We start from the raw sequence: 24,091 nt of genomic DNA on the forward strand, positions 1-24,091 counted from the left end.
TGACGGAGCTCATCACCGCGGGGCGCCACGGCCGGGGGCAGAATGACCGGATGACCTCAGTCGCGATCGTCACCGGGGCGTCCAGCGGGATCGGTGCGGCCACCGCCCGCCGGCTGGCCGCCGAGGGGTTCCACGTGCTCGCCGCCGCGCGGCGTACCGACCGGCTGGCCGACCTGGTCGCCGAGGTCGAGGCGGCCGGCGGGGCGGCCACCGCGGTGGCCTGCGACGTCACCTCCGACGAGTCGGTGGCCGGGCTGGCCGCCGCCGCGGCCGCCGCGCCCGGGCCGGTCACCCTGCTGGTCAACAACGCTGGCGGGGCCCGCGGCCTGGACCCGGTGGAGTCCGGCTCGGTCGGCGACTGGCAGTGGATGTACGACGTGAACGTGCTCGGCACGCTCCGGGTCACCCAGGCGCTGCTGCCCGCGCTGGAGGCCTCCGGCGCCGGCACCATCGTGATCGTCAGCTCCACCGCCGGCTTCACCGTCTACGAGGGCGGGGGCGGCTACGCCGCCGCGAAGCACGCCCAGACCGCGATCGCCGGCACCCTCCGGCTGGAGCTCAGCGGCCGGCCGGTGCGGGTAATCGAGATCGACCCCGGCATGGTGAAGACCGACGAGTTCGGCCTGGTGCGCTTCGACGGCGACGCGGACAAGGCCGCCGCGGTCTACGCCGGGGTGGCCGAGCCGCTGGTCGCCGAGGACGTCGCCGACTGCGTCGCCTGGTCCGCCACCCGCCCGCACCACGTCAACGTGGACCGGCTGGTGGTCCGCCCGCTGGCCCAGGCCGCCCAGCACAAGGTGCACCGGGTCGGTCAGTGAAGCGCGCGGAGTGAGCCGGGTCTGCGGCCCCGCAGTCGCGAACGGAGGGGGCAGTGATCCGGCGTGGCTGACGTGACGCGGCGCCGGCCGCTGGGCGCGATCACCCGGGGCACGACGAATCCGAACCGGCTCCGGCGGGTGGACAACTGGATCGTCGAGACCTGCGGCGAGGCCCTGCGCGCGGCGGCCGACCCGCTGGTGGTCGACCTCGGTTACGGCACCACCCCGGTCACGGCCGTCGAGCTGCGGGCCCGGCTCATGGCCGGGGTCCGCGCCGACGTCCGGGTGGTCGGGTTGGAGATCGATCCGGTACGCGTCGCCGCCGCCCAGCCGGCCGCCGACCCGCCCGGGTTGACCTTCGCCCGGGGCGGGTTCGAGCTGGCCGGGCTCCGCCCCGCCCTGGTCCGTGCGTTCAACGTGCTGCGCCAGTACGACGAGGCTGAGGTCGCCGCCGCCTGGCGTACGGTCACCGACCGGCTAGCGCCGGGCGGGCTGCTGGTCGAGGGGACCTGCGACGAGCTGGGCCGACTCGGCAGCTGGGTGCTGCTCGACGCGGCCGGCCCCCGCACCCTGACCCTGGCGGCTCGCCTGGCGACCTTGGAGAGCCCCGCCCAGCTCGCCGAACGCCTGCCCAAGGCGCTGATCCACCGCAACGTCCCCGGCGAGCGGATCCACGACCTGATCCGCGCCCTCGACGACGCCTGGCAGGCCGCCGCCGGCTACGCCCCCTTCGGCCCCCGCCACCGCTGGGTCGAGACAGTCCTGGCGGTCCGCGCGTCCGGCTGGCCCGTCCTCGACCGCCCCCGCCGCTGGCGCCAGGGCGAACTAACCCTCCCCTGGCCCGCCGTAACCCCGAACTAACCCCGGGGGCCCGGGAGGGTCAGATCGTGCAGTTGATGAGGACGGGTTCGGGGTGGAGGGCGACGCCGAATCGGTCGTGGACGGCGTCGCGGATCTCGCGTGCCAGGGCCACCAGGGCGGCGGTGCTGGCTGCGCCGCTGCGGTTGGTGAGGGCGAGGGTGTGCTTGCGGGAGATGGCGACGCCCTCCGGGCCGGGGTGGCCCTTGGCGAAGCCGGCCTTGTCGATCAGCCAGGCGGCGCTGACCTTGACCACGTCGCCGGCGCCCGGCCAGGAGGGCGGCTCACCGAGGTAGGCGGCCCGCTCCCGGAGCAGCTCGTACGCCTCCCGCTCCAGCACCGGGTTGGTGAAGAACGAGCCGACCGACCAGGTGTCCGGGTCGGCGGGGTCGAGCACCATGCCCTTGCCGGCGCGCAGCCGCAGCACGGTCGCCCGGGCGTCGGCCAGCGGCACCCGGTCGGCCACCTCGACGCCGAGCGCCCGGGCCAGCTCGGCGTAGCGCACCGGGCCGGAGAGCGGCGAGCGGGTCAGCCGGAAGTCGACCGAGAGCACCACCCAGCGGTCGCTGTACTTGAAGATGCTCCCCCGGTACGCGAACCCGCAGTTCGCGGCGTCGATGCGGCCGACGCTGCCGTCGGTGCGGTCGTACACCTGGACGCCGGTGATGGTTTCCGCGACCTCCTGGCCGTACGCGCCGACGTTCTGGATCGGGGTCGCGCCGGCCGAGCCGGGGATGCCGGAGAGGCACTCCAGCCCCGACCAGCCGTTGGCGACGGTGGCGGCGACGAGGTCGTCCCAGGGCTCGCCGGACTCGACGCGTACGGTGACCGTGTCGGCGTCCTCCGCGACCACCCGGAGGCCCCGGGAGCGGACCAGGACCACGGTGCCGGGGAAGCCCTCGTCGCCGATCACCACATTGCTGCCACCGGCGAGGATGAGGATCGGCTCGTCCCGTTGTTCCGCCTCTTGCACCTTATGTACGATTTCATCGGCGCTGGTGGCGATCTCCAACCGGCTGGCGGTGCCACCGAGGCGGAGCGTGGTGTATCTCGCCAGGGTGGCCGGGTCGGTCGGGTCGGCTCCGGTCGTCGGATCGGCGTAGACGTCTGACACGCCCTTCACCCTAGGCTGAGGGGTAGCCGCGGCACCCACTGGTGGCCCGGTCACCCCCGGGAGGATTGCGATGAGCAGACTGCACGGCACCAAGGACTTCTGGATCGGCGCGCTGCGGACCGACGGCCCCGCCTTCGCCACCGCCGTCGCCGAGGCGCCGCCGGAGACACCGGTGCTCTCCTGTCCTGGCTGGACGGTTTCCGACCTGACCCTCCACCTCGCCGGCATCTACCACTGGGTGCACTCCTTCGTCGCCTCCGGCTCGACCAGCCAGCCCGCCCGGCCGACCGGTGAGCTGCCCGCCGGGGTCACCCCGCTCCAGTTCTGGCAGCACGGCTACGACCAGCTGATGACCCTCTTCGAGAGCCTGGACCCGGAGGCGCCGGCCTGGAACTGGGCGCCGCAGCCGAAGCGGGCCGGATTCTGGCCGCGCCGGATGGCGCACGAGACGGCGGTGCACCGCTGGGACGCGCAGCTCGCCATCGCCGCGGGCGGGCCGATCGAGGCGAAGCTCGCCGCCGACGGGGTGAGCGAGGTGCTGGACACCTGGCTGCCGGCGGGCCGGCGGCGGACGCCCGGCCAGTGGCACGGGGTGGTGCAGCTGAGCGCCACCGACGCCGCCCAGGACTGGTACCTGCGGCTGCGCGGCGAGGGGGTGGCGCTGCTGGACACCGCCACCGTCTTCGGCCACGACGACCACCACGCCCGGGCGCAGGTCACCGCGAGCGCCAGCGATCTGCTCCTCGCCCTCTGGGGCCGGATCAGCTTCGACACCCTCGGGGTGGCCGGCGACCGCGGCCTGCTCGACGGCCTGCGGGTCGGGTGAGCCGACGGCCCCGGCACCGGCCGCCCGGGGCTGCCGTTGATGATCACCGAGAACGGTGGGGCATTCCCGGACAAGACCGGCGCGGAGAACCCGGACGGGACCGGCTGGGTGGCCGACACCGACCGGGTGGCGTACCTCGACGGACACCTGCGCGCCGCGCACCGGGCGATCGCCCGAGGCGTGGACGTGCGCGGTTATCTCGTATGGTCGTTGCTGGACAACTTCGAATGGGCCGAGGGCTACCGGAAGCGGTTCGGGATCGTGCACGTCGACTACCTGACCCAGCGGCGCACACCGAAGGAAAGTGCCCGGTGGTACCAGGAGGTGATCTCCCGGAACGGGCTGTGACGAGGTGGTGGTAGCGGGGATGACGACGGCACAACGACCGACCCTGGAGGCGGTGGCCCGACGGGCCGGTGTGTCCCGGGCCACGGTCTCGCGGGTGGTCAACGGCTCCACCACCGTCGCCGAGTCGATCCGGGAGGCGGTCCGCCAGGCGGTCGAGGAGCTCGGGTACGTGCCGAACCTGGCCGCCCGCAGCCTGGTCACCCAGCGGACCGACTCGGTCGCCCTGGTCATGCCCGAGGAGGCCACCCGGGTCTTCTCCGACGACCAGGTCTTCCCGGGCATCATCCGCGGCGTCAGCCAGGAGCTGGAGGCGGCCGACAAGCAGCTCGTGCTGATGCTCGCCGGTTCGCCGGCCGGGCACCAGCGGGTCGAGCGCTACACCACCGGCCGGCACGTGGACGGGGTGCTCTTCGCCTCGCTGCACGGCGAGGACCCGCTGCCGGGCAGGCTGGCCCGGCTCGGCATCCCGGTGGTGTGCAGCGGTCGCCCCCTGGACGGCGCGCAGCTGCCGTACGTCGACGTGGATCACGTCGGCGGGGTGACCCGGGCGGTGCGGTACCTGATCGAGAGCGGCCGGCGGCGGATCGCCACCATCGCCGGGCCGCAGGACATGGTCGCCGGCATCGAGCGGCTCATCGGATACCGGGAGACGATGGCCGAAGCCGCGCTGCCGGAGCTGGTCGGGTTCGGCGACTTCACCCGGGAGTCCGGCGCGGCCGCCATGCGTCAGCTGCTCGCCGAGCACCCGGATCTGGACGCGGTCTTCGCCGCCTCCGACCTGATGGCGCACGCCGCGATGCGTACCCTGCGGGAAGCCGGGCGGCGGGTGCCGGACGACGTGGCGGTAATCGGCTTCGACGACATCGAGACCGCGGCGTACACCGAGCCGCCGCTGACCACCATCCGGCAGCCGATAATGGAACTGGGTCGGGCGATGACCCGGCAGTTGCTGCGGATCGCGGCCGGTGAGGACGTCGAGCAGGTCGTCATCCTGCCGACCGAGCTCATCGCCCGCGACTCCGCCTGAGCGAGCGGACCGGGCCCCGGTGCACGGGGCCCCGCCGATATCCCGTCGCGATGTGGTGCGGCCGGAGCTACGGTCGCCCGGTGACCGCCGCCGTGACCCTCATCCGCGCCCCCGGACTCTCCGACGTCGCCGAGTACGCCTACGCGGCCGGGGTCACCCCGCCGGCCCGGCTGGTCCTCACCGCCGGGGCCTGCCCGCTGGACGCCGCGGGCCGCACCGTCGCTCCGGGTGATCCGGCCGCCCAGACACGGCAGGTGATGGCCAACTTGGAGACCGCGCTGGCCGCCGCCGGGGCAACGCTCTCCGACGTCGTCAAGACCACCGTGTACGTCGCCACGACCGACCGGGCCGACCTGGTGGCCGTGTGGCAGGTGGTCCGGGACGCCTTCGGCGACCACGACCCGCCAAGCACGCTGCTCGGGGTGACCGTGCTCGGCTACCCCGACCAGCTCGTCGAGGTCGAGGCGGTCGCCGCCCCTACGGGCGGAGATGAGCGAGTGGTGATCCGTCCCGCCCGCCCCGAGGACGCGCCGGGCGAGCTGCGCTGAGTCAGTTTGCGGTGGCGACCCGCTCGGCGGCGGCGTACGTGTCCGGGTCGAAGAGCACCAGGCGCGCCTCGGTGACGTGCGCCGGGGTCGCCGCGCGGAGCACGGTGAGCGCCTGGCGTACCGCGTCGTCCACCGGCCAGCCGTAGATGCCGGCCGAGATCAGCGGGAAGGCCACCGTCGCCGCGCCGCACTCGTCGGCGACCGCCAGGCTGTTGGCGTAACAGTCCCGCAGCAGCGCCGACCGGTCCTCGCCGGCCGAGAAGACCGGCCCGACGGTGTGCACCACCCAGCGGGCCGACAGGTTGCCGGCGGTGGTGGCGACCGCCTGGCCGGTCGGCAGGCCACGGCCGTACCGGGAGGCGCGCAGCGCCCGGCACTCCGCGAGGATCGCCGGCCCGCCCTTGCGGTGGATCGCCCCGTCCACTCCCCCGCCGCCGAGCAGCGAGGAGTTGGCCGCGTTGACGATCGCGTCGACCCGCTGGGCGGTGATGTCCCCCTCCACCAGGGTGATCTCCATGTCAGTGCTCCTCGATGGGCTGGCCGAGCGACCGGCGGGCGAGCAGGGTTGCCCCGGCCACGGCGGCCGGCATGACCAGCACCGCGCCGAGCGGAATCAGGAAGCAGACGAAGACCGCCACGCCGAAGCCGAGCGCGGTGGGCCGGTCCGCCTTCAACCGGGAGCGGCGGTCCGGCAACCGCATTCCGCGCCGGTAGAAGGGCGCGCCGACCAGCTCCAGGGCGAGGAACCAGCCGCCCACCGCCGCCCCGATCACCGGGACGACGGTCTGCCCCACCACCGGGATGAAACCGGCCGCGAAGAGCGGTACGCCGACCAGCGCCGAGATCGCCACCAGCCGCAGCGAGTCGACGACGCTTCGGCGCAGCGACGCCCAGAACGGCACGTCGACCCCGCCGGGGGTGCCGCCGCACCGCTCCTCGACCCGCTCGGAGATCTTCTCGTAGAACGGGTCGCCGATGACCAGGGTGACCGCGGTGAAGGTGACCACCGCCAGCAGTCCGCCCAGCCCGAGGAAGGCCAGCCCGGAGATCACCCGGATCAGGCCACGTGGGGTCGCCGACCAGTCGTCCGCGAACGGGGTGACCAGCGCCGCGAGGTCGTCCACGAAGTAGACCAGGGTGGCGAAGGCGGCGATGAAGAGCGCGCCGGAGATCAGCGCCGGGATGACGCCGAGCAGCATCAGCCCGGGGCTGCGGACGTAGAGGCCGAGGCCGCGCAGCAGCAGTCCGGCACCGGAAAAGAACCGGCCGACGGCGCCGGTGACCGGGGCGGCGAGGCGGGGTGCGTTCACGACCGCAGAGCCTAACGGTCCCCCGCATCCGCGCCCGGGTACGCGACGCGGGCAGGATGGACGGATGCGCGCGTCCCGGCTGATCTCGCTGGTCCTGCTGCTCCAGTCGCGGGAGGCGATGACCGCGACCGAGCTGGCCCGGGAACTGGAGGTCTCAGAGCGGACGGTCTACCGGGACGTGCTGGCGCTCTCCGCCGCCGGGGTGCCGGTCTACGCCGACCGGGGTCGGGCCGGCGGCTACCGGCTGCTCGGCGGCTACCGGACCCGGCTGACCGGGCTGACCCGGGACGAGGCGGAGGCGCTCTTCCTCTCCGGGCTGCCCGGACCGGCCGGGGAGATGGGTCTCGCCGACGCGCTGGCCGCCGCCGAGCTGAAGGTGCAGGCCGCCCTGCCGCCGAGCCTGCGGGACGCGCCCGCCCGGACCGGCCAGCGGTTCCACCTCGACGTGCCGGGCTGGTTCCGGGAGGCGGAGCCGCCGCCGTGGCTGGCCGAGCTGGCCCGGGCGGTGTGGCGGGACCGGGTGGTCGAGCTGCGCTACCGGCGCGGCGACCGGGAGGTCAGCCGCACGGTGCAGCCGTACGGGCTGGTGTTGAAGAGCGGCGTCTGGTACCTGGTGGGCCGGGTCGGCGACGGGCACCGGACGTACCGGGTGGACCGGGTGGTCGACGTCGAGGTGGGCGAGGAGACCTTCGCCCGGGACGTCGGCTTCGACCTGGGGGCGTACTGGCGGGAGCAGGCCGAGGCGTTCCTGCGGGGCATGCTGCGGGCCGAGGTCGCCGTCCGGCTCAGCCCCGCCGGCCTGCGGGCGTTGCGGCACGTCGCGGAGGCCCCCTTCGCGTACGACGAGGCGGTGGCCGGCGCGGGCGAACCCGACGGGCAGGGCTGGGTGGTCACCCGACTGCCCGTCGAGTCCGTGCCGGTGGCGTACGACGTGCTGCTCCGGCTCGGTCCGGAGGTGGAGGTGCTCGACCCGCCCGAGCTACGGGCACGCTTCGCCGAGGCGGCCCGCCGGTCGGCGGCGCTCTACGCCGACGTGTCGGACGGGCCGGACGCCGGTCAGCGGTAGCCGGTGTCGCCGGCCGGCTTCCCGGCGGCCACCACCTCGTCGTGATAGCGCGACCAGTGCGGCCTCGTGCCGTCGAGGTCGGTGAAGCCGTACACCTGGGCCAGCCCGCCGCTGTCCACGGACTGGCCGTTCCAGCGGGCCCGGTCCGGGTCGGCGGCGAGGGCGGCCACCGCCCGACCGACGAAGGCCGGCGTCTCCGACATGACGAAATGCGGGTCCTTGGCCGCGCCGTCGCGCCAGTTGGACTCGGTGACCCCGAAGTGCTCCAGCATCGCCTCGGAACGCAGCCAGCCGGGGGTCAGCGCCACCGCCGTGCAGGCGTGCGGCGCCAGCTCGTGCGCCTGGGTGAAGGCGAGCCGGTTGACCGACACCTTGGCCAGGTCGTAGAAGACCGAGAGCCGGTACGTAGCGTCGTTGTACTCCTTGGTGCCGTCGCCGATCTCGACGACCAGGCCGCCCGGGTTGCGGATCAGCAGCGGCAGGGCGAAGTGGCTGGTGATGATGTGGGTGTCCACGGCCAGCCGCAGGGTGCGGAAGCCCGCGTCGAGGGGCTGCTCCCAGACCGGTTTCTCCCAGGTGATCAGCGGGTCGGCGCCCCAGATGTCGTTGACCAGCAGGTCGAGGCGGCCCTGCTCGGCGTCGATCCGCTCGACCAGCCGGCGTACCTGGTCGGGGTCGAGGTGGTCGACGGCCACCGCGACGCCGGTGCCGCCGGCGGCGGTGACCAGCTCGGCGGTCTCCTCGATGGTCTCCGGTCGGTCCATCTCGGACCGGCGCTCGCGGGTGGTGCGGCCGGTGACGTAGACGGTGGCCCCGGCCGCGCCGAGCTGGACCGCGATCTGCCGGCCGGCGCCCCGGGTCGCCCCGGCGACGAGCGCGATCTTTCCTGTCAGCGGTGTCGTCATGCGGTCGACGGTGTCACCAATACCTGACAGCCGAAGTCCGGTTTCCCGGGTGATCCGGATCCGCCATGATGGCCGGCATGCACCTGCTGCTCTCCGGGATCGTCGGCTCGGTCGCCTACGGGCTGGCCGGCCCGGGCTCGGACGTGGACCGGCTCGGCATCTTCGCCGCGCCGACGGTGGCCTTCCACGGCCTGCACCCGCCCCGGGAGTCGGTGGTCACCACCGAACCGGACGTCACCCTGCACGAGGCGACCAAATACTGCCGCCTCGCGCTGAGCGGCAACCCGACGGCCACCGAGCTGATGTGGCTGCCGGACGACTGCTACGAGACCCGGACGGAGTTCGGCGACCGGCTGATCGCCGTCCGGTCGGCGTTTCTCAGCGCACCCCGGGTCCGGGACGCCTACCTCGGGTACGCCACCCAGCAGTTCCGCAGGCTCACCACCCGGGACTCGTCGGTGGGCGGCCGGCGGCGCTCGGCGAAGCACGCCCGGCACCTGGCCCGGCTGCTGCACCAGGGGCGGGTGCTCTACGCGACCGGCGTGCTGGAGATCCGGCTGGCCGATCCGGACTGGTTCCGGGCGTTCGGCGAACGGGTCGCCGGCGGGGCGCTGGACGAGGCGGAGGCCCTGGTCGCCGCGGCCGAGCGGGACTTCGACCGGATCCGCACCCCGCTGCCGAAGCGGCCCGACGAGGAGACCGTCGAGCGGTGGCTCCTCGACGTCCGGGCCGCCCACCTGCCGCCGGAGCTGGCCCGGCCGTAGCCACCGAGAGGAGCACCCGGCCCTCCGGCTCACGGCCGAAAACCCACTTGGCCCGGCACCGACCCTGCCGTTAGGCTGCGGCCGCGTCCTCGATCAGCGAAAGGGAGGTGAGCGCGATGTCCACCACGACAGTCATGTGCTCCCACCCGACGGCGAGGACGCCGAGGTCCTGAACCGGGAGCACGTCACCACCCGGAAGGACCCCATGACCGACCTGGTCATCCGCCCGATCACCGCGGGCGAGGAACACCTCTTCGACTCCCTGCCCGACCCCGCTCTCGTCGGCCGCGCCGCCTTCGGCGAGAGCTACCTCGACATGGCCGCCGCCGGTCAGTACCGCCCCGAATGGACCTGGGTCGCCCTTCGCGACGACACCGTCGTGGCCCGCGCCGCCTGGTGGGGCGGCCCCGGCGACACCGCGCCGCTGGCGCTCGACTGGTTCGACTTCACCGACGCCGGCGCGGCGGTCGAGCTGCTGCGGACCGCGCCGTTCACGGCGGAGTACTCCATCTCACTGCCACCCGGCTGGCGCGACGACCCGGCCGTCCGGGCGCAGGGCGAGGCCCGGATCGACGCTGCGACGAAGGCCGGCATGTCGGTGCTGGTCGAGCGGTACCGGTACCGCTGGACGGCCGACTGCGGGCTGCCGGCCCGACCGGGCCGCCTGCAGTTCCGCCCCGAACCGGACGACGCCGTCATCCTCGACGTCCTCCGCCGCGTCGGCGAGGGCAGCCTGGACGCCCACACCCGCCACACCATCGCCACCTCCGGGCCGGAGGCGTCGGCCCAGAAGGAACTGGACCTGTTGCGCTGGCTGCCGAGTCCCCGTGACTGGTGGCGACTGGCCCGGACCGCGAGCGGCACGCTGGTCGGCATCATCGCGCCGGCCCGCAACCACCGCGATCCGATCGTCGCCTTCGTCGGCGTGGTCCCCGAGCAGCGCGGCCACGGCTACGCGTACGACCTGCTGGTCGAAGGCACGCACCTGCTGGTCGAGGGCGGCGCGACGGAGATCGTGGCCGCCACGGACCAGACCAACCACCCGATGGCCGCCGTCTTCGCCCGGGCGGGCTACCCGGTCGAGCGGGAACGCGTCGACCTGGTGTGACGCACCGGTCCCCGGCACCGGACCACCGGTGCCGGGGACACCGCCCGGCCCAGCCCGCTCAGTCCGCGAGGCGGACCCGGACCCGGCGGTTGGCGCGGCCCTTGCTCTCCACCTTGACCACCTGGACCTTGCCGATCTGGGCGGTCGACGCGACGTGGGTGCCGCCGTCGGCCTGGACGTCCAGGCCGACGATGTCGACGATCCGGACCTCCTGCTCGTCCGGCGGGATCAGGTTCGACTGGGTACGGATGATGTCCGGCAGGGCCAGCGCCTCGGCCCGGGGCAGCACCCGGACGGCGACCGACCGGTCGGCGGCCACCTCGGCGTTGACCAGCTCCTCGATCCGGCTCTTGAAGTCCGGCGGCACCTCGGGGAGGTTGAAGTCCATCCGGGCCTCACCGGGTTCCATGTTGCCGCCGGTGACCAGCGCGCCGAAGTCGCGGAACACCACCCCGCAGAGCACGTGCAGCCCCGAGTGGGTACGCATCAGCATGGTCCGGCGGTCGTCCTCCACGGCACCGGTCACCGCGGTCCCCGGCGGCGGCAGCGGATCCCCCTCGGCCGGGATCAGCCAGAGGTCGTCGCCCTTGCGGGTGCCGACGATCCGGGTCTGCGCGCCCTGCCAGAGCAGTACACCGAGGTCCGGCGGCTGCCCGCCGCCGCCAGGGTAGAAGGCCGACCGGTCCAGCACGATGCCCTGCTCGGGGTCGGCCGCCAGCACCGTGCACGCCCACTCGCGCAGCGTGGGGTCGGCGAGGTCGAGTCGGTGGGTGCGGCCGTGATGTGTGACGCCCATGACCGGCGACGTTACCCGTTGAGGAACCCCGAGATCCGCTCCCGCAGGTCGGCGCGTTCCGACCAGAACACCCCTGGGCGGTCGTACACGTGCAGGGTGGCCTGCGGCAGCGCGGCGGCCAGCTCCTCGGCGACCGCCACCGGATGCAGGTCGTCGCCGACGCAGCCGATCACCAGCGCCGGCGCGGTGACCTGGGCGAGCACGCCCGCGTCCCGCAGCGGCGCCTGCTCCGGCAGGCTGGCCAGCCCGGGGGCGAGCCCGTCCCGGAGCAGCTGGTCCAGCCGCTGCCGCAGGTACGCCCACCCGGCCGGGGTGTTCCGCACGGACGGCGGCAGTTCCGTCGACACCACGTCGGCGAGGGCGGAGGCGTCGCCGTTCTCCACCGCGTCGAGCAGGTCGGTCAGCCGGGCCTGGGCCACCTCGCCACGCGGCTTGTCGAGCACGGCGGGCAGGAAGAAGACCAGCTTCTCGAAGCGTTCCGGGCTCTCCACCAGCAGCCGGCAGAGCGCGCCGGCGCCCAGGCTGGCGCCGAAGGCCCGGGAGGCGCCCCCGAGGTCGGCGACGGCCCGCAGGTCGCGGGCCAGGTCCAGGTAGGTCCACGGGCCGGGCGGCGAGTCGGAGCGGCCGTGCCCGCGGAACTGGAAGAAGACCTTGCGGCCGGCGACCGCGCTGCCGAACGGACGGGTGGTGGCGATGCCGTTGCCCAGCCCGTGGGCGAACACCGTCACCGGGTCACCGGTGCCGGTGACCAGCCGCTCCAGCCGTACGCCGTGCGGGGTGGTGACCAGCTCGGTCTCCGGTTCCGGCAGCGCGGGTCGGCCGGTGCGCGGCCCGCCGGGGCCGGGGCCCCAGGTGCGCGGGCCACCGTCCGGCGGCGGGGGCCAGCGGAAACCCCTCACCAGAAGCCCTTGCCGTCGTGCAGGTCGCGCAGGCCGACCCGGACGTCCAGCAGGTAGATGAGGGCCGCCGCGATCCCGACCAGACCGAAGATGCTGAGCACACCACCGAAACCGAAGAACGGCAGGGTCAGCAGCAGACACACCGCCAGGATGGCGATCCAGCCGCCCTTGGGCAGCGTGCCGATGGCAGGGAACGCGTCGGAGCGCTGGGTGATGGCGTGCACCAGGGCCACGCCCTCGATGACCAGGGCGAAGACGAGCAGGATCAGCTCGATCACAAGGCGGACGTCATACACGAAGATCGGCGCGGCATAGGCCATGTCGGCAAGCTTATGCCGACGGCCCCGGAAACGTCCCGCAGGACGCCTCCGGGGCCGTCGGTCCAGGATCGGCTACTCGGCGGCCGGGCGGGTCCGCTTGGTGGCCTTCGGCAGCTTCGCCGACGGGGTGGCGGTCGCAGCCTTGGTGGCGGTGGCCTTGGTGGCGCGGGTCCGCGGGGTCTTCGCGGCGGCCGGCTTTGCCTCGATGACCTCGGCCACGTCGGCCGGGGACGGGACGTCGACCGGGGCGGCGGCGGGGGTCCCGACGGCCGGCGTGGTCACGTCGGCCTCCGTCGCCTCGATGTCCGCGTTCACCGTGTCGGCGGCCTCCAGCACGCCGGCGCCGACGACCCGCTCACCGCGGGCGACCAGCTCGGCGTACGCGGCGAGGGCCCGCACCTGCGCGGCCTGCGCGCCGGACAGGGCCCGCTCCTGGGCGCCGGCCATTACGGCGGCGACGTTCCGGGTGGCGGCCTCGCGGAGCTTGTCCAGGTCGAGGTCGGCCGGGACGGCCTTCTCGCGCAGCCCGGTCGCGGTCAGGTTCGCGGTCTTCAGCGTCTCGGTGGCCTTCTGGCGCAGCTCGAAGCCGGTTACGACGGCCTTGCCGCCGAGTTCGGCGACGACCTTGTTGCCGAGGTCGGTGACCACGGTGGGGAGCTTGCGCAGCTGCTGCAGTGCCAGCTCGCCGGCGCCGGCGGCGGCGTAGAGCGGCGCGGGGATGCGGTTGGTCTTCGGCTGGGTCATGACTTCTCCTCCTCGGCCGCACCGGCGGCCTTCGGTGCGGTCTTCTTCTGGGGGGCGGTGGTGGTCGGGGCGGGGGCGGGGCCCGCCTCGGTGACGGCGACCGACTCGAGTACCGCCTCGGTCGGGGTGCCGCCCGGCGTCGTGGGGCCGGTGGCGGCCGGCGTGGCGGTGGCCGGAGCCTCCGGTGGCTCGGCGGGCCCGGTGCCGGACGGCACCGCCGGCTCGGCGCTGGCGTTCGCGGCGGCGGTCGCCTCGGCGAGCCGCGCGTTCTCCCGGCGGAACGTCTCGTAGATCTGGGTGAGCGACTGCTTCTGGGCCATGGTCAGCTCGGGGTCGACGGCGATCGCCGCGAGCACCCCCTGACCCTCCTTCTCGTCGAGCAGCCCGGCCCGCAGGTACATCGCCGGGGTGGAGACGCGCAGGGCGCTGGCCAGTTGCTGCAGCACCTCGGCGCTGGGCTTGCGCAGGCCGCGCTCGATCTGGCTGAGGTAAGGGTTGCTGACGCCGGCCTGCTCGGCGAGCTGCCGCAGCGAGAACTTCGCGTTGCGGCGCAGATCGCGAATGAACCCGCCGACGTCGGGAAGGTCCTTGCTGGTGGCCATGGTTCGACGCTAACCCGTGGTGCTAGCTACTGCAAGCAAAGCGCTAACCAGAGTTAGCAAGGTCTCAGATCGACTGTTGCGCGCCCGGTGTCCCGTACGTACCGTCCTGGCGTGATCAAGACCGAAGTGAACGGCGCACTGCTGGCGTACGACGAGACCGGCACCGGGACGCCGGTGCTGCTGCTGCACGCCGGCATCGCCGACCGGCGGATGTGGCGGGCGCAGGTCCCCGCGCTCGCCGCCCGGCACCGGGTCATCGCGCCCGACCTACGCGGCTACGGCGACTCCGAGCTGCCGCCGGCCCCCTTCGCCCACCACGAGGACGTGGTCGCCCTGCTCGACGCGCTCGGCATCGACCGGGCCGCCCTGGTCGGCTGCTCGTTCGGCGGCAAGATCGCGGTGGACACCGCCCTTGCCCACCCGGAGCGGGTCTCCGCGCTGGCCCTGTTCGGCGCCGCGGTCTCCGGCAACGAGTGGTCGGAGGAGACCGAGCAGCTCTGGGAGACCCTGGTCGGCGAGGTGGACCCGGAGGACTTCGCCGCGTCCGCCGCCGGCGAGGTGCGGTTCTGGGTGGTCGGCCCGGCCCGCAGGCCGGAGGACGTGGACCCGGAGCTGATCCGGTTCGCCGAGGAGATGGACCAGCGGGCGCTCGCCGCCGAGCTGGCGTTGAGCGCCGTCGAGGTCGACGAGCTCGACCCGCCGGCGATCGACCGGCTGGGTGAGCTGCGAATGCCGGTGCTGGTCGGGGCCGGCGCGGCGGACGTACCGGACATCAGCCGGCTGGCCGACCGCATCGCGGCGGAGGCGCCCGGCGCGGTACGCCTGCCGGACGTCCCGGACGCCGCGCACCTGCTGCCGCTGGAACGCCCCGAACCGGTCAACGCCGCCCTGCTCGGCTTCCTGCCCTGACCCACCCCGGCCGGTTCCGCGCGATCGGGACGGCCGTCCGCCGGCGCCACGGCTCACCAGACGGCGCGGACCTCGCCGACCGGGAGGCCGCCACCGAGCAACGGCACCTCGGCGTACTCGGTCAACACCGGAGCGTCGACGCCGAGCCGGCGCAGCGCGGAGACCAGCACGGGCATCCGGGCGCGGGCGGCGCCGTCGTCGATCTTGAGGGCGACCGCGCCGACCCCGGGAACGGCCGCCGCGATGACGCCCTCGGCGCCGACCTTGGTCAGGATGCCGGGTACGCCGCGCATCAACCGGGTGTCGTCGGCCTGGGTGCCGCCCACCAGTTCCGGGTACGCCCGCATCGCGTCGGCCACCGTCCGCTCGACCGTGCCCGGCTCCGCCGCGACCAGCCGCAGGTACGCCCGGGCCAGCCCGGTCAGCGAGACGGCGAGCACCGGCGCGCCGCAGCCGTCGACCCCGACAGCCGCCGCCTCCTCGCCGGTGAACTCCTCGATCGTGGCGGTCAGCCGCCGCTGCAGCGGGTGCTCGGGCCGCCAGTACCCGTCCAGCGGCCAGCCGGCCGCGAGGCAGGTCAGCAGCATCCCGGTGTGCTTGCCGGAGCAGTTCATCTGAATCCGTGTCGGCCCGCCGCCGGCCCGCAGCACGGCCTCCCGGGCCGTGTCGCCCACCGGCAGGTCGGGCGGGCAGTGCAGCGCCGACTCGTCGAGCCCGGCGCGACGGAGCAGGGCGGCGACCCGTTCCAGGTGGAACTCCTCGCCGGCGTGACTGGCCGAGACCAACGCCACGTCGGCCGGGTCGGTCAGCGGCAGGCCGGCGCGGAGCATCCCGATCGCCTGCATCGGCTTGCTGGACGAGCGCGGAAAGACCGGGGAGACCGGGTCGCCGACGCCGGCCACCGCCTCACCGGTCGCGTCCAGCACCACCACTGAGCCGCGGTGCAGCCCCTCCACGAAACCGGAGCGGACCACCTCGGCGAGCGGCGCGCCGCCCTCGTACGTCTTCACCACGAGGTGGACGGTACCGACGGGCCCGGCGGGCCCGGCACCGGGGTGACCAGCGACGTCACCCGCGGGCGTACAGGGGTGCCGGGCCGGGGCGGGCTTACAGTCCGAGCAGCTGCCGGGCCTCGGCGGTGGTCAGCGGCGGCCGCTGGGCGAGCTGGGCGAAGCCGACCGCCCGGGCGACCAGTTGCATGTTGGACTCCACCGGCCGGCCCTTGGCGTACGTGACGGTGTCCTCCATGCCGACCCGCAGGTGCCCGCCGGCCGACAGCGAGGCGAGCATCACCGGGATGGTGCTGCGCCCGATGCCGGCCGCCGAGAAGGTGGTCCCCTCCGGGAGGTCACGGAGCATCTGCTGGGCGGCGACCAGCGTCGCGGTGGTGCCCGGCATCCCGCCCGGCACGCCCATCACGAAGTCGACGTGCACGTGCCCACCGTGCGGCAGGCCGTACTTGCCGAGCAGGCGCTGGAGGGCGGTCAGGTGGCCGAGCTCGAAGATCTCGTACTCGGGGACGATGCCCTTCTCCTGCATCCGGGTGTGCAGGTCGACGATGAACTCCCAGCGGTTGAGGAAGACGTCGTCACCGAAGTTGAGCGTGCCCATGGTGCAGGAGGCCATGTCGGGCCCGGCGTCCAGCACGGCGAGCCGGGCCGCCTCCGGGTCGGTCACCGCACCGCCGGAGGAGAGCTGCACGATCAGGTCGGTGCTTTCCCGCAGCGCGGCCACCGTCGCCCGGAGCCGCCCCTGGTCCAGGGTGGGCTTCGCCTCGTCGTCCCGGATGTGGACGTGGATCACGGCGGCGCCGAGCGCCTCGCATTCCTTGGCGGTCAACAGCAGCTCGTCGAGGGTCACCGGCAGCGCCGGCACCTCCGCCTTGGCCGACTCCGCGCCGGTGGGGGCAACCGTGATCAACGTCCCTGTCGTCATGCCGGCGATCCTAGACGCCCAGCCCAGCCCCGGTCGACGCGCCGAGCCGGGCGGGCGGGACGGCCCCGGCTCAGGCCGGGTCGATCGCGGCGGCGGTCTCACCGATCATGAGGCTGGCGTCGTCGGGCACGTTGCGCTTGACCACCGCGAGGGCGACCTGGCCCAGCTCGTAGTGGTGCACGGCGGTGCCGACGAAGCCGACCGCCCGGCCGTCCAGGGTCACCGGTGTGCCGGCGGTCGGCGGCTGGTCGGTGGTCACCCCGTCCAGGTGCAGCAGGACGAGGCGACGCGGCGGCTTCCCCATGTTGTGCACCCGGGCCACCGTCTCCTGCCCCCGGTAGCAGCCCTTCTCCAGGTGGACGGCCGGACCGATCAGCCCGACCTCGGCCGGGATGGTCCGGTGGTCGGTGTCCACCCCGACCCGGGCCCGCCGGGCGGCCACCCGCACCGCCTCGTACGCCCACAGCCCCGCCACCGGCACCCCGGCGCCGCGCAGCTCGTCCACCACCTGGGTCATCGCGTCCCGGGGCACCAGCAGGTCCACGCCGAGCGCCACCCGCCGGGCCCAGCCGCCGATCGGCAGGGGCTTGACGTCGTACACGACGGTCGGCCGCGGTGGCAGCTCGCCGGAGCGGAACTTCGGGCCCGGCACCGCGACCAGGTCGGGCTCGGCGAGCCCGGCGACGCCGAGGGTGTCGAGCGCGCCGACGGCCGCCGGCCCGACCAGCGAGAGCAGCGCGTGGTCGGCGGTGGCGTCGCGCGGATCGACCTTGCTGAAGAACCGCATCCGCTCAAGGTATGACAGGAGGCCCTCGGTGGCGCCCGGCTCGGTGTCCAGCCAGGTGGTCTCGCCGTCCTCGGCGACCATGGCGTGCTGCTCGACGTGGCCGTGCGGGGAGAGCACCAGCAGCTCGGTGCCCTGGCCGGCGCTCAGCGTGGCGAGGTGCTGGCTGGTCAGGGTGTGCAGCCAGCTGGTCCGCTCCGCGCCGGGCACCGCGATGACGCCCCGGTGCGACCGGTCGACCAGGCCGACGGCGGTGGCCAGGGTGCGCTGCTCGCGCATCGGGTCGCCGTAGTGGGCGGCGACGCCCCGCACGCCGGCCGCCCGGTGGGCGGGCTCGGGCTGATCCCGGGTCTCCTCGTCGATCGCCTCGGCGGCCACCGTTCCCGCGATGTCGATCATTTCTGTTCCCCGTCCTCGCAGTGGCCGCAGACGCCGAAGAGCGCCACGTGCCCGATGTCGACCTGGAATCCCCGCTGCGCGGCCAACTGGTCGGCGAGCGGGCGCAGCAGCTCCGGATCGATCTCGTCGATCGCGCCGCACTCCCGGCAGACCAGGTGGACGTGCTGGTGCTCGCCGGCCGCATGGTACGTCGGCGAGCCGTGCGAGAGGTGGGTGTGGGTCACCAGACCGAGCCGTTCCAGCAGCTCAAGTGTGCGGTAGATGGTGGTGATGTTGACCCCGGCGGCGACCTCCCGGACCGCCGTGTGCACCTGCTCCGGCGTGGCGTGGCCCAGCTCCAGCACCGCCTGCAGGACCAGCTGCCGCTGCGCCGTCAGCCGCAGCCCGCGGGAGCGGAGCAGTTCCGCGAGGGAGGATTCGGACACCGTCCGATCATAGTTCGGCCGCCGCGCCGGACCGGCCGCCGATGTCGTACGCCACTAGGCTCGGCGCTCGTGGTGACATCGCGGGTGGCCGTGCTCGGGCGGGGCGTCGTACCGGCCGGGGAGCCGGTGCTGCGCGGCGACGACCGGGGCGCGCTGCACGGCGACGGGCTCTTCGAGACGATGCACCTGCGCGACGGGCGGCCCTGGCTCCTCGAAGCCCACCTGGCCCGGCTCCGGGCCGGCGCGGCGGCCGTCGAGCTGCCGCTGCCACCCGACGGCGCTCTGGTCGAGCTGCTCGACGGGGTTCGCGCGGGCTGGCCGCCCGAGGCGGAGGGGGCGCTGCGACTGGTCTGCACCCGGGGCCCGGAGGGTGGCGGGCCGCCGACCGTCTGGGCCACCCTCGGCGAGGTGCCGGCGGCGGCGAAGCGGGCCCGCCGGGACGGGGTGACCGTGGCCACCCTCCCCCTCGGGGTGCCGGCCGAGGCCCGACCCGGCCTGGGGTGGCTGCCGGCCGGGATCAAATCCACGTCGTACGGCGTGAGCACCGCGGCCCGCCGCTGGGCGGCCCGGGCCGGGGTGGACGACGTGCTCTGGCTCTCCACCGAGGGGTACGTGCTGGAGGGGCCGAGCGCGAACGTGGTGTGGCTGGCCGGCGGGACGCTGTGCACGGTCCCGGCGGCGGCGACCGGCATCCTGCCCGGCGTGACCGCCCGCTGGCTGCTCGACCACGCCGGCGAGCTGGGCCTCACCGGCGAGGAGCGGATGACCACCGCACCGCAGCTGCGGGAGGCCGACGGCGTCTGGCTCACCTCGTCCGTCCGCGGCCTCGCCGAGATCCGAACCCTCGACCACGTCCCCCTCCCCCGCTCCCCCCACACCGCGACCCTCCACACCCTCCTCGCCTTCCCCTGAGGGCGCGTCGATCAAGAAGTCTGCGCCTTCCGGGGACCCGGTTCCGGACGCAAACTTCTTGATCGACTTGAGTGGGGGTGGGGGTCAGCCGGCTACGCGGAGGAGGCGGGCGGAGAGGTGCGGGCTGAGGGGGTGGCCCAGGGCGGCCATCTCCTGGGCATAGAGCAGCGCACCGTCGACAATGCCGAAGAGGCGGGCGCCGGCGGTGACATCCTTGGCCGTCGCCGTGCGGACCACCGCGTCGGTCGCGAACTCGATCTGGGTGCCCTTGCGCTTGCCGATGTGCAGCTCCATCACACCGGTCGGCACGGTCATCAGAGCCTCCAGCTCGTCGGTCACCCGATCGCCGTCCAGCACCGGCCGCCACCAGCCGACCTCACGACCGGCCGGGCGCACCGGGCGGCTCTGCTCGTCGAGGATCCACGCCCGGGACTCGTAGCACAGGAACGGCCGGCCGTCGTGGCTGATCCGGATCTCCTGCGCGAAGTCGAAGTCCTCGATGGTGGGGTAACCGCCCCGACCACGGCCGCGCCACACGCCGATATACGGCAGCAGACCGTCCAGGCTCGGGTGCAGCTTGGGGCCGACGCGCAGGTCGTGGCTCTCCTCGTACGGGTACGGGTCGACCGGCGGCGCGTTCAGCCACGGCGGCTGCAGCGGGTTCTCATCCGACGGGTTCGCGCTCACCAATTACCTCTCGAGATGCGTACGGCAAGGTAGACCAGGCCACCGGCGAGCGCGCCCAGGCCGGCGACCAGCAGGCTGACGAACCCGATCTCGGTAACCATCCCGGCCATCCTATGCTGGCGGCATGGCCCGCACTCTTGTCGTCAAGGCCACCGCCGGCGGGGACGCCCCGGAGCGGTGCGCCCAGGCATTCACGGTCGCCGCCACGGCGGCAGCCGCCGGTGTGGACGTGTCGCTCTGGCTGACCGGCGAATCGACCTGGTTCGCGCTGCCCGGGCGGGCGCAGGACTTCGACCTGCCGCACTCGGCGCCTCTGGCCGAGCTGCTGCACGTGATCCTGACCACCGGGAAGGTCACCGCCTGCACCCAGTGCGCCGCCCGCCGGGACATCGGGCCCGGTGACGTCATACCCGGCGTACGGATCGCCGGGGCGGCGGTCTTCGTCGAGGAAGCGATGGCCGAGGGCGCGCAGGCGCTGGTCTACTGACGCCGCGCCGACCCGGCGGATGTCCGTTCCGGGTGGCTGACCGATACTGGCCCGACATGTCCGACTGCTGCCTACGATTCGGGTGTGGGTGAGGCGACCGAACAGTTCTTCGCGTCACTGCCCGCGCGCGCCCGGATGGTGCTGCGCGGTTCGATCAGCGGAATCCTCCAGGTCGACCTGGCCACCGGCAACCGCACCGACCACTGGCTGGTCGAGCTGAAGCCCGGCTCGGCCCGGGTCACCCAAGGCCGCGGCCCGGCCGACGCGGTCTGGAGCAGCAGCGCAGACCTCTTCGAACGGCTGGTCACCGGCCGCGCCCAGGCCATCGCCGCTACGTTCCGCAACGAGGCCACGTTCAGCGGCAACGTGGTGCTCTTCCTCGCCTTCCGGGCCTTCTTCCCCGATCCGCCGGGCACCCGGGACCCCAGGATGATCGCCCGCGAGCAGGTCGGACGGTCAGCATGAAGGAACGGGTCAGCATCCTCGACGGCAACACCTTCCTGGTCTGCGACGGGCAGGGGGACATCGAGCCCTCCTTCGACTTCCCCACCGGCCTCTTCTCCTTCGACACCCGCTTCATCTCCACCTGGCTGCTGACCCTGGACGGGCAACGGCTGCACGCCCTCTCCATCGACGACGCGCAGTCGTACCAGACCCGGTTCTTCCTGGTCCCCGGCGAGCCGACGCACTACCTGGACACCAAGGTCTCGATGATCCGCAGCCGCTCGATCGGCGGCAGCTTCGACGAGGAACTGACCGTGCTGAACCACTCGGGTCAGGAGGTCGAGTTCACCCTGCGGCTCGACATCGGCTCCGACTTCGCCGACCTGTTCGAGATCAAGCACAAGCGGCAGAAGAAGGGTCGGACCACCCCGTCGGTGGCGGCGAACGAACTGCGGCTCGCGTACCACCGGGAGCGGTTCCACCGGGAGGCGGTGATCAGGACGACCGCGCCCGGCGAGATCGACGAGTCCGGCATGACCTTCCGGACCCGGATCGGCCCGCACGGCGAGTGGACCACCCAGCTGCAGATCGCGACGGTCATCTACGGCGCCCGGGGCGAGGACATCCGGGCCACCCTGCCGCTGGGCGGGCACCGCACCGCCGCGGCGATCCATGCCGAGCAGAACGATCTGATCGCCCGGGCGCCGAAGCTCGGCTGCGACTGCCAGCCGCTGGCCGGGGCGTACCGGCGCAGCCTGAACGACCTCGCCGCGCTCCGGTACGAGTCGATCGCGCTCGGCGTACGGCTGCTCGCCGCCGGCCTGCCGTGGTTCATGACCCTCTTCGGGCGGGACAGCATCTTCACCTCGCTGCAGGTGCTGCCCTTCCTGCCGGAACTGGTCCCGCCCACCATTCTGATGCTGGCCGGCCTGCAGGGCAGCCGGCTGGACGACTTCCGGGACGAGGAGCCGGGCAAGGTCCTGCACGAGCTCCGGTACGGGGAGACGGCCGGCTTCGAGGAGCAGCCGCACACCCCCTACTACGGCTCGGCCGACTCCACCCCGCTCTTCGTGATCCTGCTCGACGAGTACGAGCGGTGGACCGGGGACGCCAACCTGGTCCGGCAGCTGGAGGCCCCGACCCGGGCGGCGCTGAACTGGATCGACACGTACGGCGATCTGCTCGGCACCGGCTACATCTGGTACATGACCCGTAACCCGGAGACCGGGTTGCCGAACCAGTGCTGGAAGGACTCCCCGGACTCGATCTCCTACCGCGACGGCCGGCTGCCGGAGTTCCCCCGGGCCACCTGCGAACTCCAGGGGTACGCGTACGACGCCAAGCTGCGCGGCGCCCGACTGGCCCGGCAGTTCTGGAACGACCCCGGGTACGCCGACCGGCTGGAACGCGAGGCGGCGGCGCTCAAGGAGCGGTTCAACCGGGACTTCTGGATCCCGGAGCGGGAGTACTACGCGCAGGCCCTGGACCCCGAGGGCCGGCACGTCGACGCCCTCTCCTCCAACATCGGGCACCTGCTGTGGAGCGGCATCGTCGACGAGCCACGGGCGGAGGCGGTCACCCGCCATCTGCTCGGACCGCGCCTCTTCTCGGGCTGGGGGGTGCGTACCCTCGCCGACGACCAGGGACGGTACAACCCGATCGGCTACCACGTCGGCACGGTCTGGCCGTTCGACAACTCGATCATCGCCTGGGGGCTGTGGAAGTATGGCTTCCGGGAGGAGGCCAGCCGGATCTGCAACGCGATGCTGGGCGCGTCCCGGTTCTTCGACGGCCGGCTGCCGGAGGCGTTCGCCGGGTACGAGCGGGACCTCACCGACTATCCGGTGCAGTACCCGACCGCGTGCAGTCCGCAGGCCTGGTCCGCCGGCACTCCGCTGCTGCTGCTCCGGGTGATGCTCGGCCTCGAACCCCAGGGTGAGCACCTGATCATCGACCCGGCCGTCCCCGAGGGGATGGGACGGGTGGAGCTGCTCGACATCCCCGGTCGCTGGGGCCGGGTGGACGCCCTCGGCCGCAGCCGTTCCCCGCACGACAACAGCCGGGGTCACTGACGGGCGACGGCACCGGACGGGTCGGGGTACGCCCCGTCCCGCCGCCGGGCGTCGTCAGGTCGCGCAGCCACCGAAGGCGGTGATCCGGATCCCGTCGCCCGCACGCTGGACGACGACGTCGGCCCCGGCGCTCCGATAGGCGTACACCTCCGGGGTGTCCACCACGGCCGGGGCGGCGAGCCGGGCGAGCGCGGCGCCGAGCGCCACGGGCGGGACGGCGTCGGTGGTACGCAGGGTGCGCGCGGTCCGACCGTCGCCGCCGGGGCAGGGGGCAGCCGTGAGCCCGGGCGTCGGCGCCACCGGCAGGCCCAGCGCCCGGCGCGCCTCGGCCAGTGCCGCCGCCTCCGGGCCGCTCCCGGCGGTGGGTGCCCGGTAGCCGGCGCCGACCGGCCGGCAGCCGGTGCCGGCGGTGAGCCGGACCCGGCCCGACCCGGTGGAATGACCCTCCACGGCGACGAACTCGCCGGCGTCGGCGCGCAGCACCGGCCCGTCGCCGGTCACCCGGACCCCGGCCCGCCAGTTTGCCGGCAGCCCGTCGGCCACCCGTTGGAGCAGCCCGCGCACGTCGTCACCGGAGATGAGCACCTCGACCGCGCGTTCCAGCGCGGCGCCGTCCTCCATCGGGGTGATCCGGCAGCCCCGCGCGATCCGGTCCGGCACGAGCGCCAGCACCCCGCCGTCGCCGACCGCGGCCACCAGTTCGCCCACCGCCCGGTCGACCACCGGCCCGGCCTGGTCCAGGGGGCGCTGCTCGCGGACGGTCGGCGGGTCGTGCCGCACCGACCACCAGGTCAGCCCGGCGAGCAGCACCGCCCACGCGACCGTGGCGACCACCAGCCAGTGCTGCCAAGGTCGGCCGGGCGCCGGCTGGTCCGGACCGGTCGGCGGGGCATGACCCGCCTGGACAGCACCACACACCGCGCCATGGGGTCACGCGGCGGCGACGTACCTGGCGGCGCGTCGCCGCCGCGTGACACCATGGCG

The 24,091-nt window shown here is 73.9% G+C and carries 29 protein-coding genes and 1 pseudogene; 14 read left to right on the forward strand and 16 right to left on the reverse strand.

Annotated elements, in window-relative coordinates:
- Window positions 1-50 precede the first annotated feature (50 nt).
- Window positions 51-818: an SDR family oxidoreductase gene (locus tag SLP03_RS10685; protein ID WP_319460391.1), complete on the forward strand. Its 768-nt coding sequence runs from the start codon at window positions 51-53 to the stop codon at window positions 816-818.
- Between the two features lie 63 nt (window positions 819-881).
- Entirely contained in the window at window positions 882-1,679 is a 798-nt protein-coding gene (locus tag SLP03_RS10690) for a class I SAM-dependent methyltransferase (protein ID WP_319460392.1), read from the forward strand.
- 19 nt (window positions 1,680-1,698) lie between these two features.
- On the opposite strand, the gene SLP03_RS10695 is transcribed toward SLP03_RS10690, so the two are convergent.
- A complete protein-coding gene (locus tag SLP03_RS10695; protein WP_319460393.1) occupies window positions 1,699-2,790 on the reverse strand; it encodes a UDP-N-acetylmuramate dehydrogenase in 1,092 nt (363 codons plus the stop codon).
- Window positions 2,791-2,860: 70 nt separating this feature from the next.
- Here SLP03_RS10695 and SLP03_RS10700 point away from each other — a divergent pair, with 70 nt between their 5' ends.
- The 4 genes and pseudogenes from SLP03_RS10700 to SLP03_RS10715 all read left to right on the forward strand — a co-directional run bounded on the left by SLP03_RS10700 (window position 2,861) and on the right by SLP03_RS10715 (window position 5,539).
- Window positions 2,861-3,616 (forward strand): maleylpyruvate isomerase family mycothiol-dependent enzyme, encoded by a 756-nt coding sequence (locus SLP03_RS10700; RefSeq protein WP_319460394.1) that lies wholly within the window; start codon window positions 2,861-2,863, stop codon window positions 3,614-3,616.
- 24 nt (window positions 3,617-3,640) lie between these two features.
- Window positions 3,641-3,964 (forward strand): annotated as a pseudogene (locus SLP03_RS10705) (family 1 glycosylhydrolase); the annotation flags it as partial.
- 19 nt (window positions 3,965-3,983) lie between these two features.
- On the forward strand, window positions 3,984-4,991 hold the full coding sequence (locus SLP03_RS10710) for a LacI family DNA-binding transcriptional regulator (RefSeq protein ID WP_319460395.1): 1,008 nt from the start codon (window positions 3,984-3,986) through the stop codon (window positions 4,989-4,991).
- A gap of 92 nt (window positions 4,992-5,083) precedes the next feature.
- The gene (locus tag SLP03_RS10715; protein WP_319460420.1) at window positions 5,084-5,539 is read left to right on the forward strand and encodes a RidA family protein; all 456 of its coding nucleotides are present in this window, start codon (window positions 5,084-5,086) and stop codon (window positions 5,537-5,539) included.
- Between the two features lies 1 nt (window position 5,540).
- On the opposite strand, the gene SLP03_RS10720 is transcribed toward SLP03_RS10715, so the two are convergent.
- Window positions 5,541-6,056 carry an O-acetyl-ADP-ribose deacetylase gene (locus SLP03_RS10720; protein ID WP_319460396.1) on the reverse strand — a complete coding sequence of 172 codons (516 nt, stop codon included), beginning with the start codon at window positions 6,054-6,056 and terminating at the stop codon, window positions 5,541-5,543.
- 1 nt (window position 6,057) lies between these two features.
- Window positions 6,058-6,849 carry an EI24 domain-containing protein gene (locus SLP03_RS10725; protein WP_319460397.1) on the reverse strand — a complete coding sequence of 264 codons (792 nt, stop codon included), beginning with the start codon at window positions 6,847-6,849 and terminating at the stop codon, window positions 6,058-6,060.
- 64 nt (window positions 6,850-6,913) lie between these two features.
- On the opposite strand from SLP03_RS10725, the gene SLP03_RS10730 reads away from it, so the two are divergent.
- Window positions 6,914-7,915 carry a helix-turn-helix transcriptional regulator gene (locus SLP03_RS10730; RefSeq protein ID WP_319460398.1) on the forward strand — a complete coding sequence of 334 codons (1,002 nt, stop codon included), beginning with the start codon at window positions 6,914-6,916 and terminating at the stop codon, window positions 7,913-7,915.
- Here SLP03_RS10730 and SLP03_RS10735 read toward each other — a convergent pair.
- The gene (locus SLP03_RS10735) at window positions 7,906-8,820 is read right to left on the reverse strand and encodes an SDR family oxidoreductase (protein ID WP_319460399.1); all 915 of its coding nucleotides are present in this window, start codon (window positions 8,818-8,820) and stop codon (window positions 7,906-7,908) included. The genes SLP03_RS10730 and SLP03_RS10735 overlap by 10 nt on opposite strands.
- A 77-nt stretch (window positions 8,821-8,897) precedes the next feature.
- On the opposite strand from SLP03_RS10735, the gene SLP03_RS10740 reads away from it, so the two are divergent.
- Complete coding sequence (locus SLP03_RS10740; RefSeq protein WP_319460421.1) at window positions 8,898-9,584, forward strand: DNA polymerase beta superfamily protein; 687 nt, start codon at window positions 8,898-8,900, stop codon at window positions 9,582-9,584.
- Window positions 9,585-9,789: 205 nt separating this feature from the next.
- A complete protein-coding gene (locus SLP03_RS10745) occupies window positions 9,790-10,692 on the forward strand; it encodes a GNAT family N-acetyltransferase (RefSeq protein ID WP_319460400.1) in 903 nt (300 codons plus the stop codon).
- A gap of 58 nt (window positions 10,693-10,750) precedes the next feature.
- Here the strand turns inward: SLP03_RS10745 and SLP03_RS10750 are convergent, their stop codons facing one another.
- The 5 genes from SLP03_RS10750 to SLP03_RS10770 all read right to left on the reverse strand — a co-directional run bounded on the left by SLP03_RS10750 (window position 10,751) and on the right by SLP03_RS10770 (window position 14,053).
- Window positions 10,751-11,488, reverse strand: coding sequence for an alanyl-tRNA editing protein (locus SLP03_RS10750; protein WP_319460401.1), 738 nt, complete (start codon window positions 11,486-11,488; stop codon window positions 10,751-10,753).
- Between the two features lie 11 nt (window positions 11,489-11,499).
- Window positions 11,500-12,387, reverse strand: coding sequence for an alpha/beta hydrolase (locus tag SLP03_RS10755; protein ID WP_319460402.1), 888 nt, complete (start codon window positions 12,385-12,387; stop codon window positions 11,500-11,502).
- Entirely contained in the window at window positions 12,384-12,707 is a 324-nt protein-coding gene (locus SLP03_RS10760) for a DUF2516 family protein (protein WP_319460403.1), read from the reverse strand. The genes SLP03_RS10755 and SLP03_RS10760 overlap by 4 nt, the downstream gene beginning before the upstream one ends.
- Before the next feature lie 72 nt (window positions 12,708-12,779).
- A complete protein-coding gene (locus tag SLP03_RS10765; protein WP_319460404.1) occupies window positions 12,780-13,451 on the reverse strand; it encodes a hypothetical protein in 672 nt (223 codons plus the stop codon).
- Window positions 13,448-14,053, reverse strand: coding sequence for a helix-turn-helix transcriptional regulator (locus SLP03_RS10770; RefSeq protein ID WP_319460405.1), 606 nt, complete (start codon window positions 14,051-14,053; stop codon window positions 13,448-13,450). Before SLP03_RS10770 ends, SLP03_RS10765 begins: the two co-directional genes overlap by 4 nt.
- Before the next feature lie 111 nt (window positions 14,054-14,164).
- On the opposite strand from SLP03_RS10770, the gene SLP03_RS10775 reads away from it, so the two are divergent.
- Entirely contained in the window at window positions 14,165-14,962 is a 798-nt protein-coding gene (locus SLP03_RS10775; protein WP_319460406.1) for an alpha/beta hydrolase, read from the forward strand.
- A gap of 53 nt (window positions 14,963-15,015) precedes the next feature.
- Here SLP03_RS10775 and SLP03_RS10780 read toward each other — a convergent pair whose 3' ends face one another.
- From SLP03_RS10780 to SLP03_RS10795, 4 genes are all read right to left on the reverse strand, one after another.
- Window positions 15,016-15,975 (reverse strand): asparaginase, encoded by a 960-nt coding sequence (locus SLP03_RS10780; protein ID WP_319460407.1) that lies wholly within the window; start codon window positions 15,973-15,975, stop codon window positions 15,016-15,018.
- A 94-nt stretch (window positions 15,976-16,069) separates the two neighbouring features.
- The gene (locus SLP03_RS10785; RefSeq protein WP_319460408.1) at window positions 16,070-16,897 is read right to left on the reverse strand and encodes a 3-keto-5-aminohexanoate cleavage protein; all 828 of its coding nucleotides are present in this window, start codon (window positions 16,895-16,897) and stop codon (window positions 16,070-16,072) included.
- Between the two features lie 70 nt (window positions 16,898-16,967).
- Window positions 16,968-18,080: a folate-binding protein gene (locus tag SLP03_RS10790; RefSeq protein WP_319460409.1), complete on the reverse strand. Its 1,113-nt coding sequence runs from the start codon at window positions 18,078-18,080 to the stop codon at window positions 16,968-16,970.
- Window positions 18,077-18,505 carry a Fur family transcriptional regulator gene (locus SLP03_RS10795; RefSeq protein WP_109799722.1) on the reverse strand — a complete coding sequence of 143 codons (429 nt, stop codon included), beginning with the start codon at window positions 18,503-18,505 and terminating at the stop codon, window positions 18,077-18,079. The genes SLP03_RS10790 and SLP03_RS10795 overlap by 4 nt, the downstream gene beginning before the upstream one ends.
- Window positions 18,506-18,574: 69 nt before the next feature.
- On the opposite strand from SLP03_RS10795, the gene SLP03_RS10800 reads away from it, so the two are divergent.
- Window positions 18,575-19,417: an aminotransferase class IV gene (locus tag SLP03_RS10800; protein WP_319460410.1), complete on the forward strand. Its 843-nt coding sequence runs from the start codon at window positions 18,575-18,577 to the stop codon at window positions 19,415-19,417.
- An 84-nt stretch (window positions 19,418-19,501) separates the two neighbouring features.
- On the opposite strand, the gene SLP03_RS10805 is transcribed toward SLP03_RS10800, so the two are convergent.
- Together SLP03_RS10805 and mtfM are read right to left on the reverse strand one after the other, a co-directional pair.
- Window positions 19,502-20,104, reverse strand: a complete 603-nt coding sequence (locus tag SLP03_RS10805; RefSeq protein WP_319460411.1) for an FABP family protein — start codon at window positions 20,102-20,104, stop codon at window positions 19,502-19,504.
- Window positions 20,101-20,205 (reverse strand): small membrane protein MtfM, encoded by a 105-nt coding sequence (gene mtfM, locus SLP03_RS10810; protein WP_266320062.1) that lies wholly within the window; start codon window positions 20,203-20,205, stop codon window positions 20,101-20,103. Before mtfM ends, SLP03_RS10805 begins: the two co-directional genes overlap by 4 nt.
- A gap of 23 nt (window positions 20,206-20,228) precedes the next feature.
- Here mtfM and SLP03_RS10815 point away from each other — a divergent pair, with 23 nt between their 5' ends.
- The 3 genes from SLP03_RS10815 (at window position 20,229) to SLP03_RS10825 (ending at window position 23,107) form a co-directional block, all read left to right on the forward strand.
- Window positions 20,229-20,591: a DsrE family protein gene (locus SLP03_RS10815; protein WP_319460412.1), complete on the forward strand. Its 363-nt coding sequence runs from the start codon at window positions 20,229-20,231 to the stop codon at window positions 20,589-20,591.
- Between the two features lie 84 nt (window positions 20,592-20,675).
- Window positions 20,676-21,056 carry an SCP2 sterol-binding domain-containing protein gene (locus SLP03_RS10820; RefSeq protein WP_319460413.1) on the forward strand — a complete coding sequence of 127 codons (381 nt, stop codon included), beginning with the start codon at window positions 20,676-20,678 and terminating at the stop codon, window positions 21,054-21,056.
- Window positions 21,053-23,107, forward strand: a complete 2,055-nt coding sequence (locus tag SLP03_RS10825) for a glycogen debranching N-terminal domain-containing protein (protein ID WP_319460414.1) — start codon at window positions 21,053-21,055, stop codon at window positions 23,105-23,107. The genes SLP03_RS10820 and SLP03_RS10825 overlap by 4 nt, the downstream gene beginning before the upstream one ends.
- A gap of 54 nt (window positions 23,108-23,161) precedes the next feature.
- On the opposite strand, the gene SLP03_RS10830 is transcribed toward SLP03_RS10825, so the two are convergent.
- On the reverse strand, window positions 23,162-24,025 hold the full coding sequence (locus SLP03_RS10830; protein ID WP_413644497.1) for a hypothetical protein: 864 nt from the start codon (window positions 24,023-24,025) through the stop codon (window positions 23,162-23,164).
- Between the last annotated feature and the right edge of the window lie 66 nt (window positions 24,026-24,091).

The organism is Micromonospora sp. RTP1Z1, assembly GCF_033804685.1.
Classification (GTDB): Bacteria; Actinomycetota; Actinomycetes; order Mycobacteriales; family Micromonosporaceae; genus Micromonospora.

Bases quoted from the DNA above. Each gene is read 5' to 3' on its own strand.
- SLP03_RS10685 (WP_319460391.1), top strand. From the start codon at position 51: ATGACCTCAGTCGCGATCGTCACCGGGGCGTCCAGCGGGATCGGTGCG.
- SLP03_RS10700 (WP_319460394.1), top strand. From the start codon at position 2,861: ATGAGCAGACTGCACGGCACCAAGGACTTCTGGATCGGCGCGCTGCGG.
- SLP03_RS10710 (WP_319460395.1), top strand. From the start codon at position 3,984: ATGACGACGGCACAACGACCGACCCTGGAGGCGGTGGCCCGACGGGCC.
- SLP03_RS10720 (WP_319460396.1), bottom strand. From the start codon at position 6,056: ATGGAGATCACCCTGGTGGAGGGGGACATCACCGCCCAGCGGGTCGAC.
- SLP03_RS10730 (WP_319460398.1), top strand. From the start codon at position 6,914: ATGCGCGCGTCCCGGCTGATCTCGCTGGTCCTGCTGCTCCAGTCGCGG.
- SLP03_RS10735 (WP_319460399.1), bottom strand. From the start codon at position 8,820: ATGACGACACCGCTGACAGGAAAGATCGCGCTCGTCGCCGGGGCGACC.
- SLP03_RS10740 (WP_319460421.1), top strand. From the start codon at position 8,898: ATGCACCTGCTGCTCTCCGGGATCGTCGGCTCGGTCGCCTACGGGCTG.
- SLP03_RS10745 (WP_319460400.1), top strand. From the start codon at position 9,790: ATGACCGACCTGGTCATCCGCCCGATCACCGCGGGCGAGGAACACCTC.
- SLP03_RS10750 (WP_319460401.1), bottom strand. From the start codon at position 11,488: ATGGGCGTCACACATCACGGCCGCACCCACCGACTCGACCTCGCCGAC.
- SLP03_RS10760 (WP_319460403.1), bottom strand. From the start codon at position 12,707: ATGGCCTATGCCGCGCCGATCTTCGTGTATGACGTCCGCCTTGTGATC.
- SLP03_RS10765 (WP_319460404.1), bottom strand. From the start codon at position 13,451: ATGACCCAGCCGAAGACCAACCGCATCCCCGCGCCGCTCTACGCCGCC.
- SLP03_RS10770 (WP_319460405.1), bottom strand. From the start codon at position 14,053: ATGGCCACCAGCAAGGACCTTCCCGACGTCGGCGGGTTCATTCGCGAT.
- SLP03_RS10785 (WP_319460408.1), bottom strand. From the start codon at position 16,897: ATGACGACAGGGACGTTGATCACGGTTGCCCCCACCGGCGCGGAGTCG.
- SLP03_RS10790 (WP_319460409.1), bottom strand. From the start codon at position 18,080: ATGATCGACATCGCGGGAACGGTGGCCGCCGAGGCGATCGACGAGGAG.
- mtfM (WP_266320062.1), bottom strand. From the start codon at position 20,205: ATGGTTACCGAGATCGGGTTCGTCAGCCTGCTGGTCGCCGGCCTGGGC.
- SLP03_RS10815 (WP_319460412.1), top strand. From the start codon at position 20,229: ATGGCCCGCACTCTTGTCGTCAAGGCCACCGCCGGCGGGGACGCCCCG.
- SLP03_RS10825 (WP_319460414.1), top strand. From the start codon at position 21,053: ATGAAGGAACGGGTCAGCATCCTCGACGGCAACACCTTCCTGGTCTGC.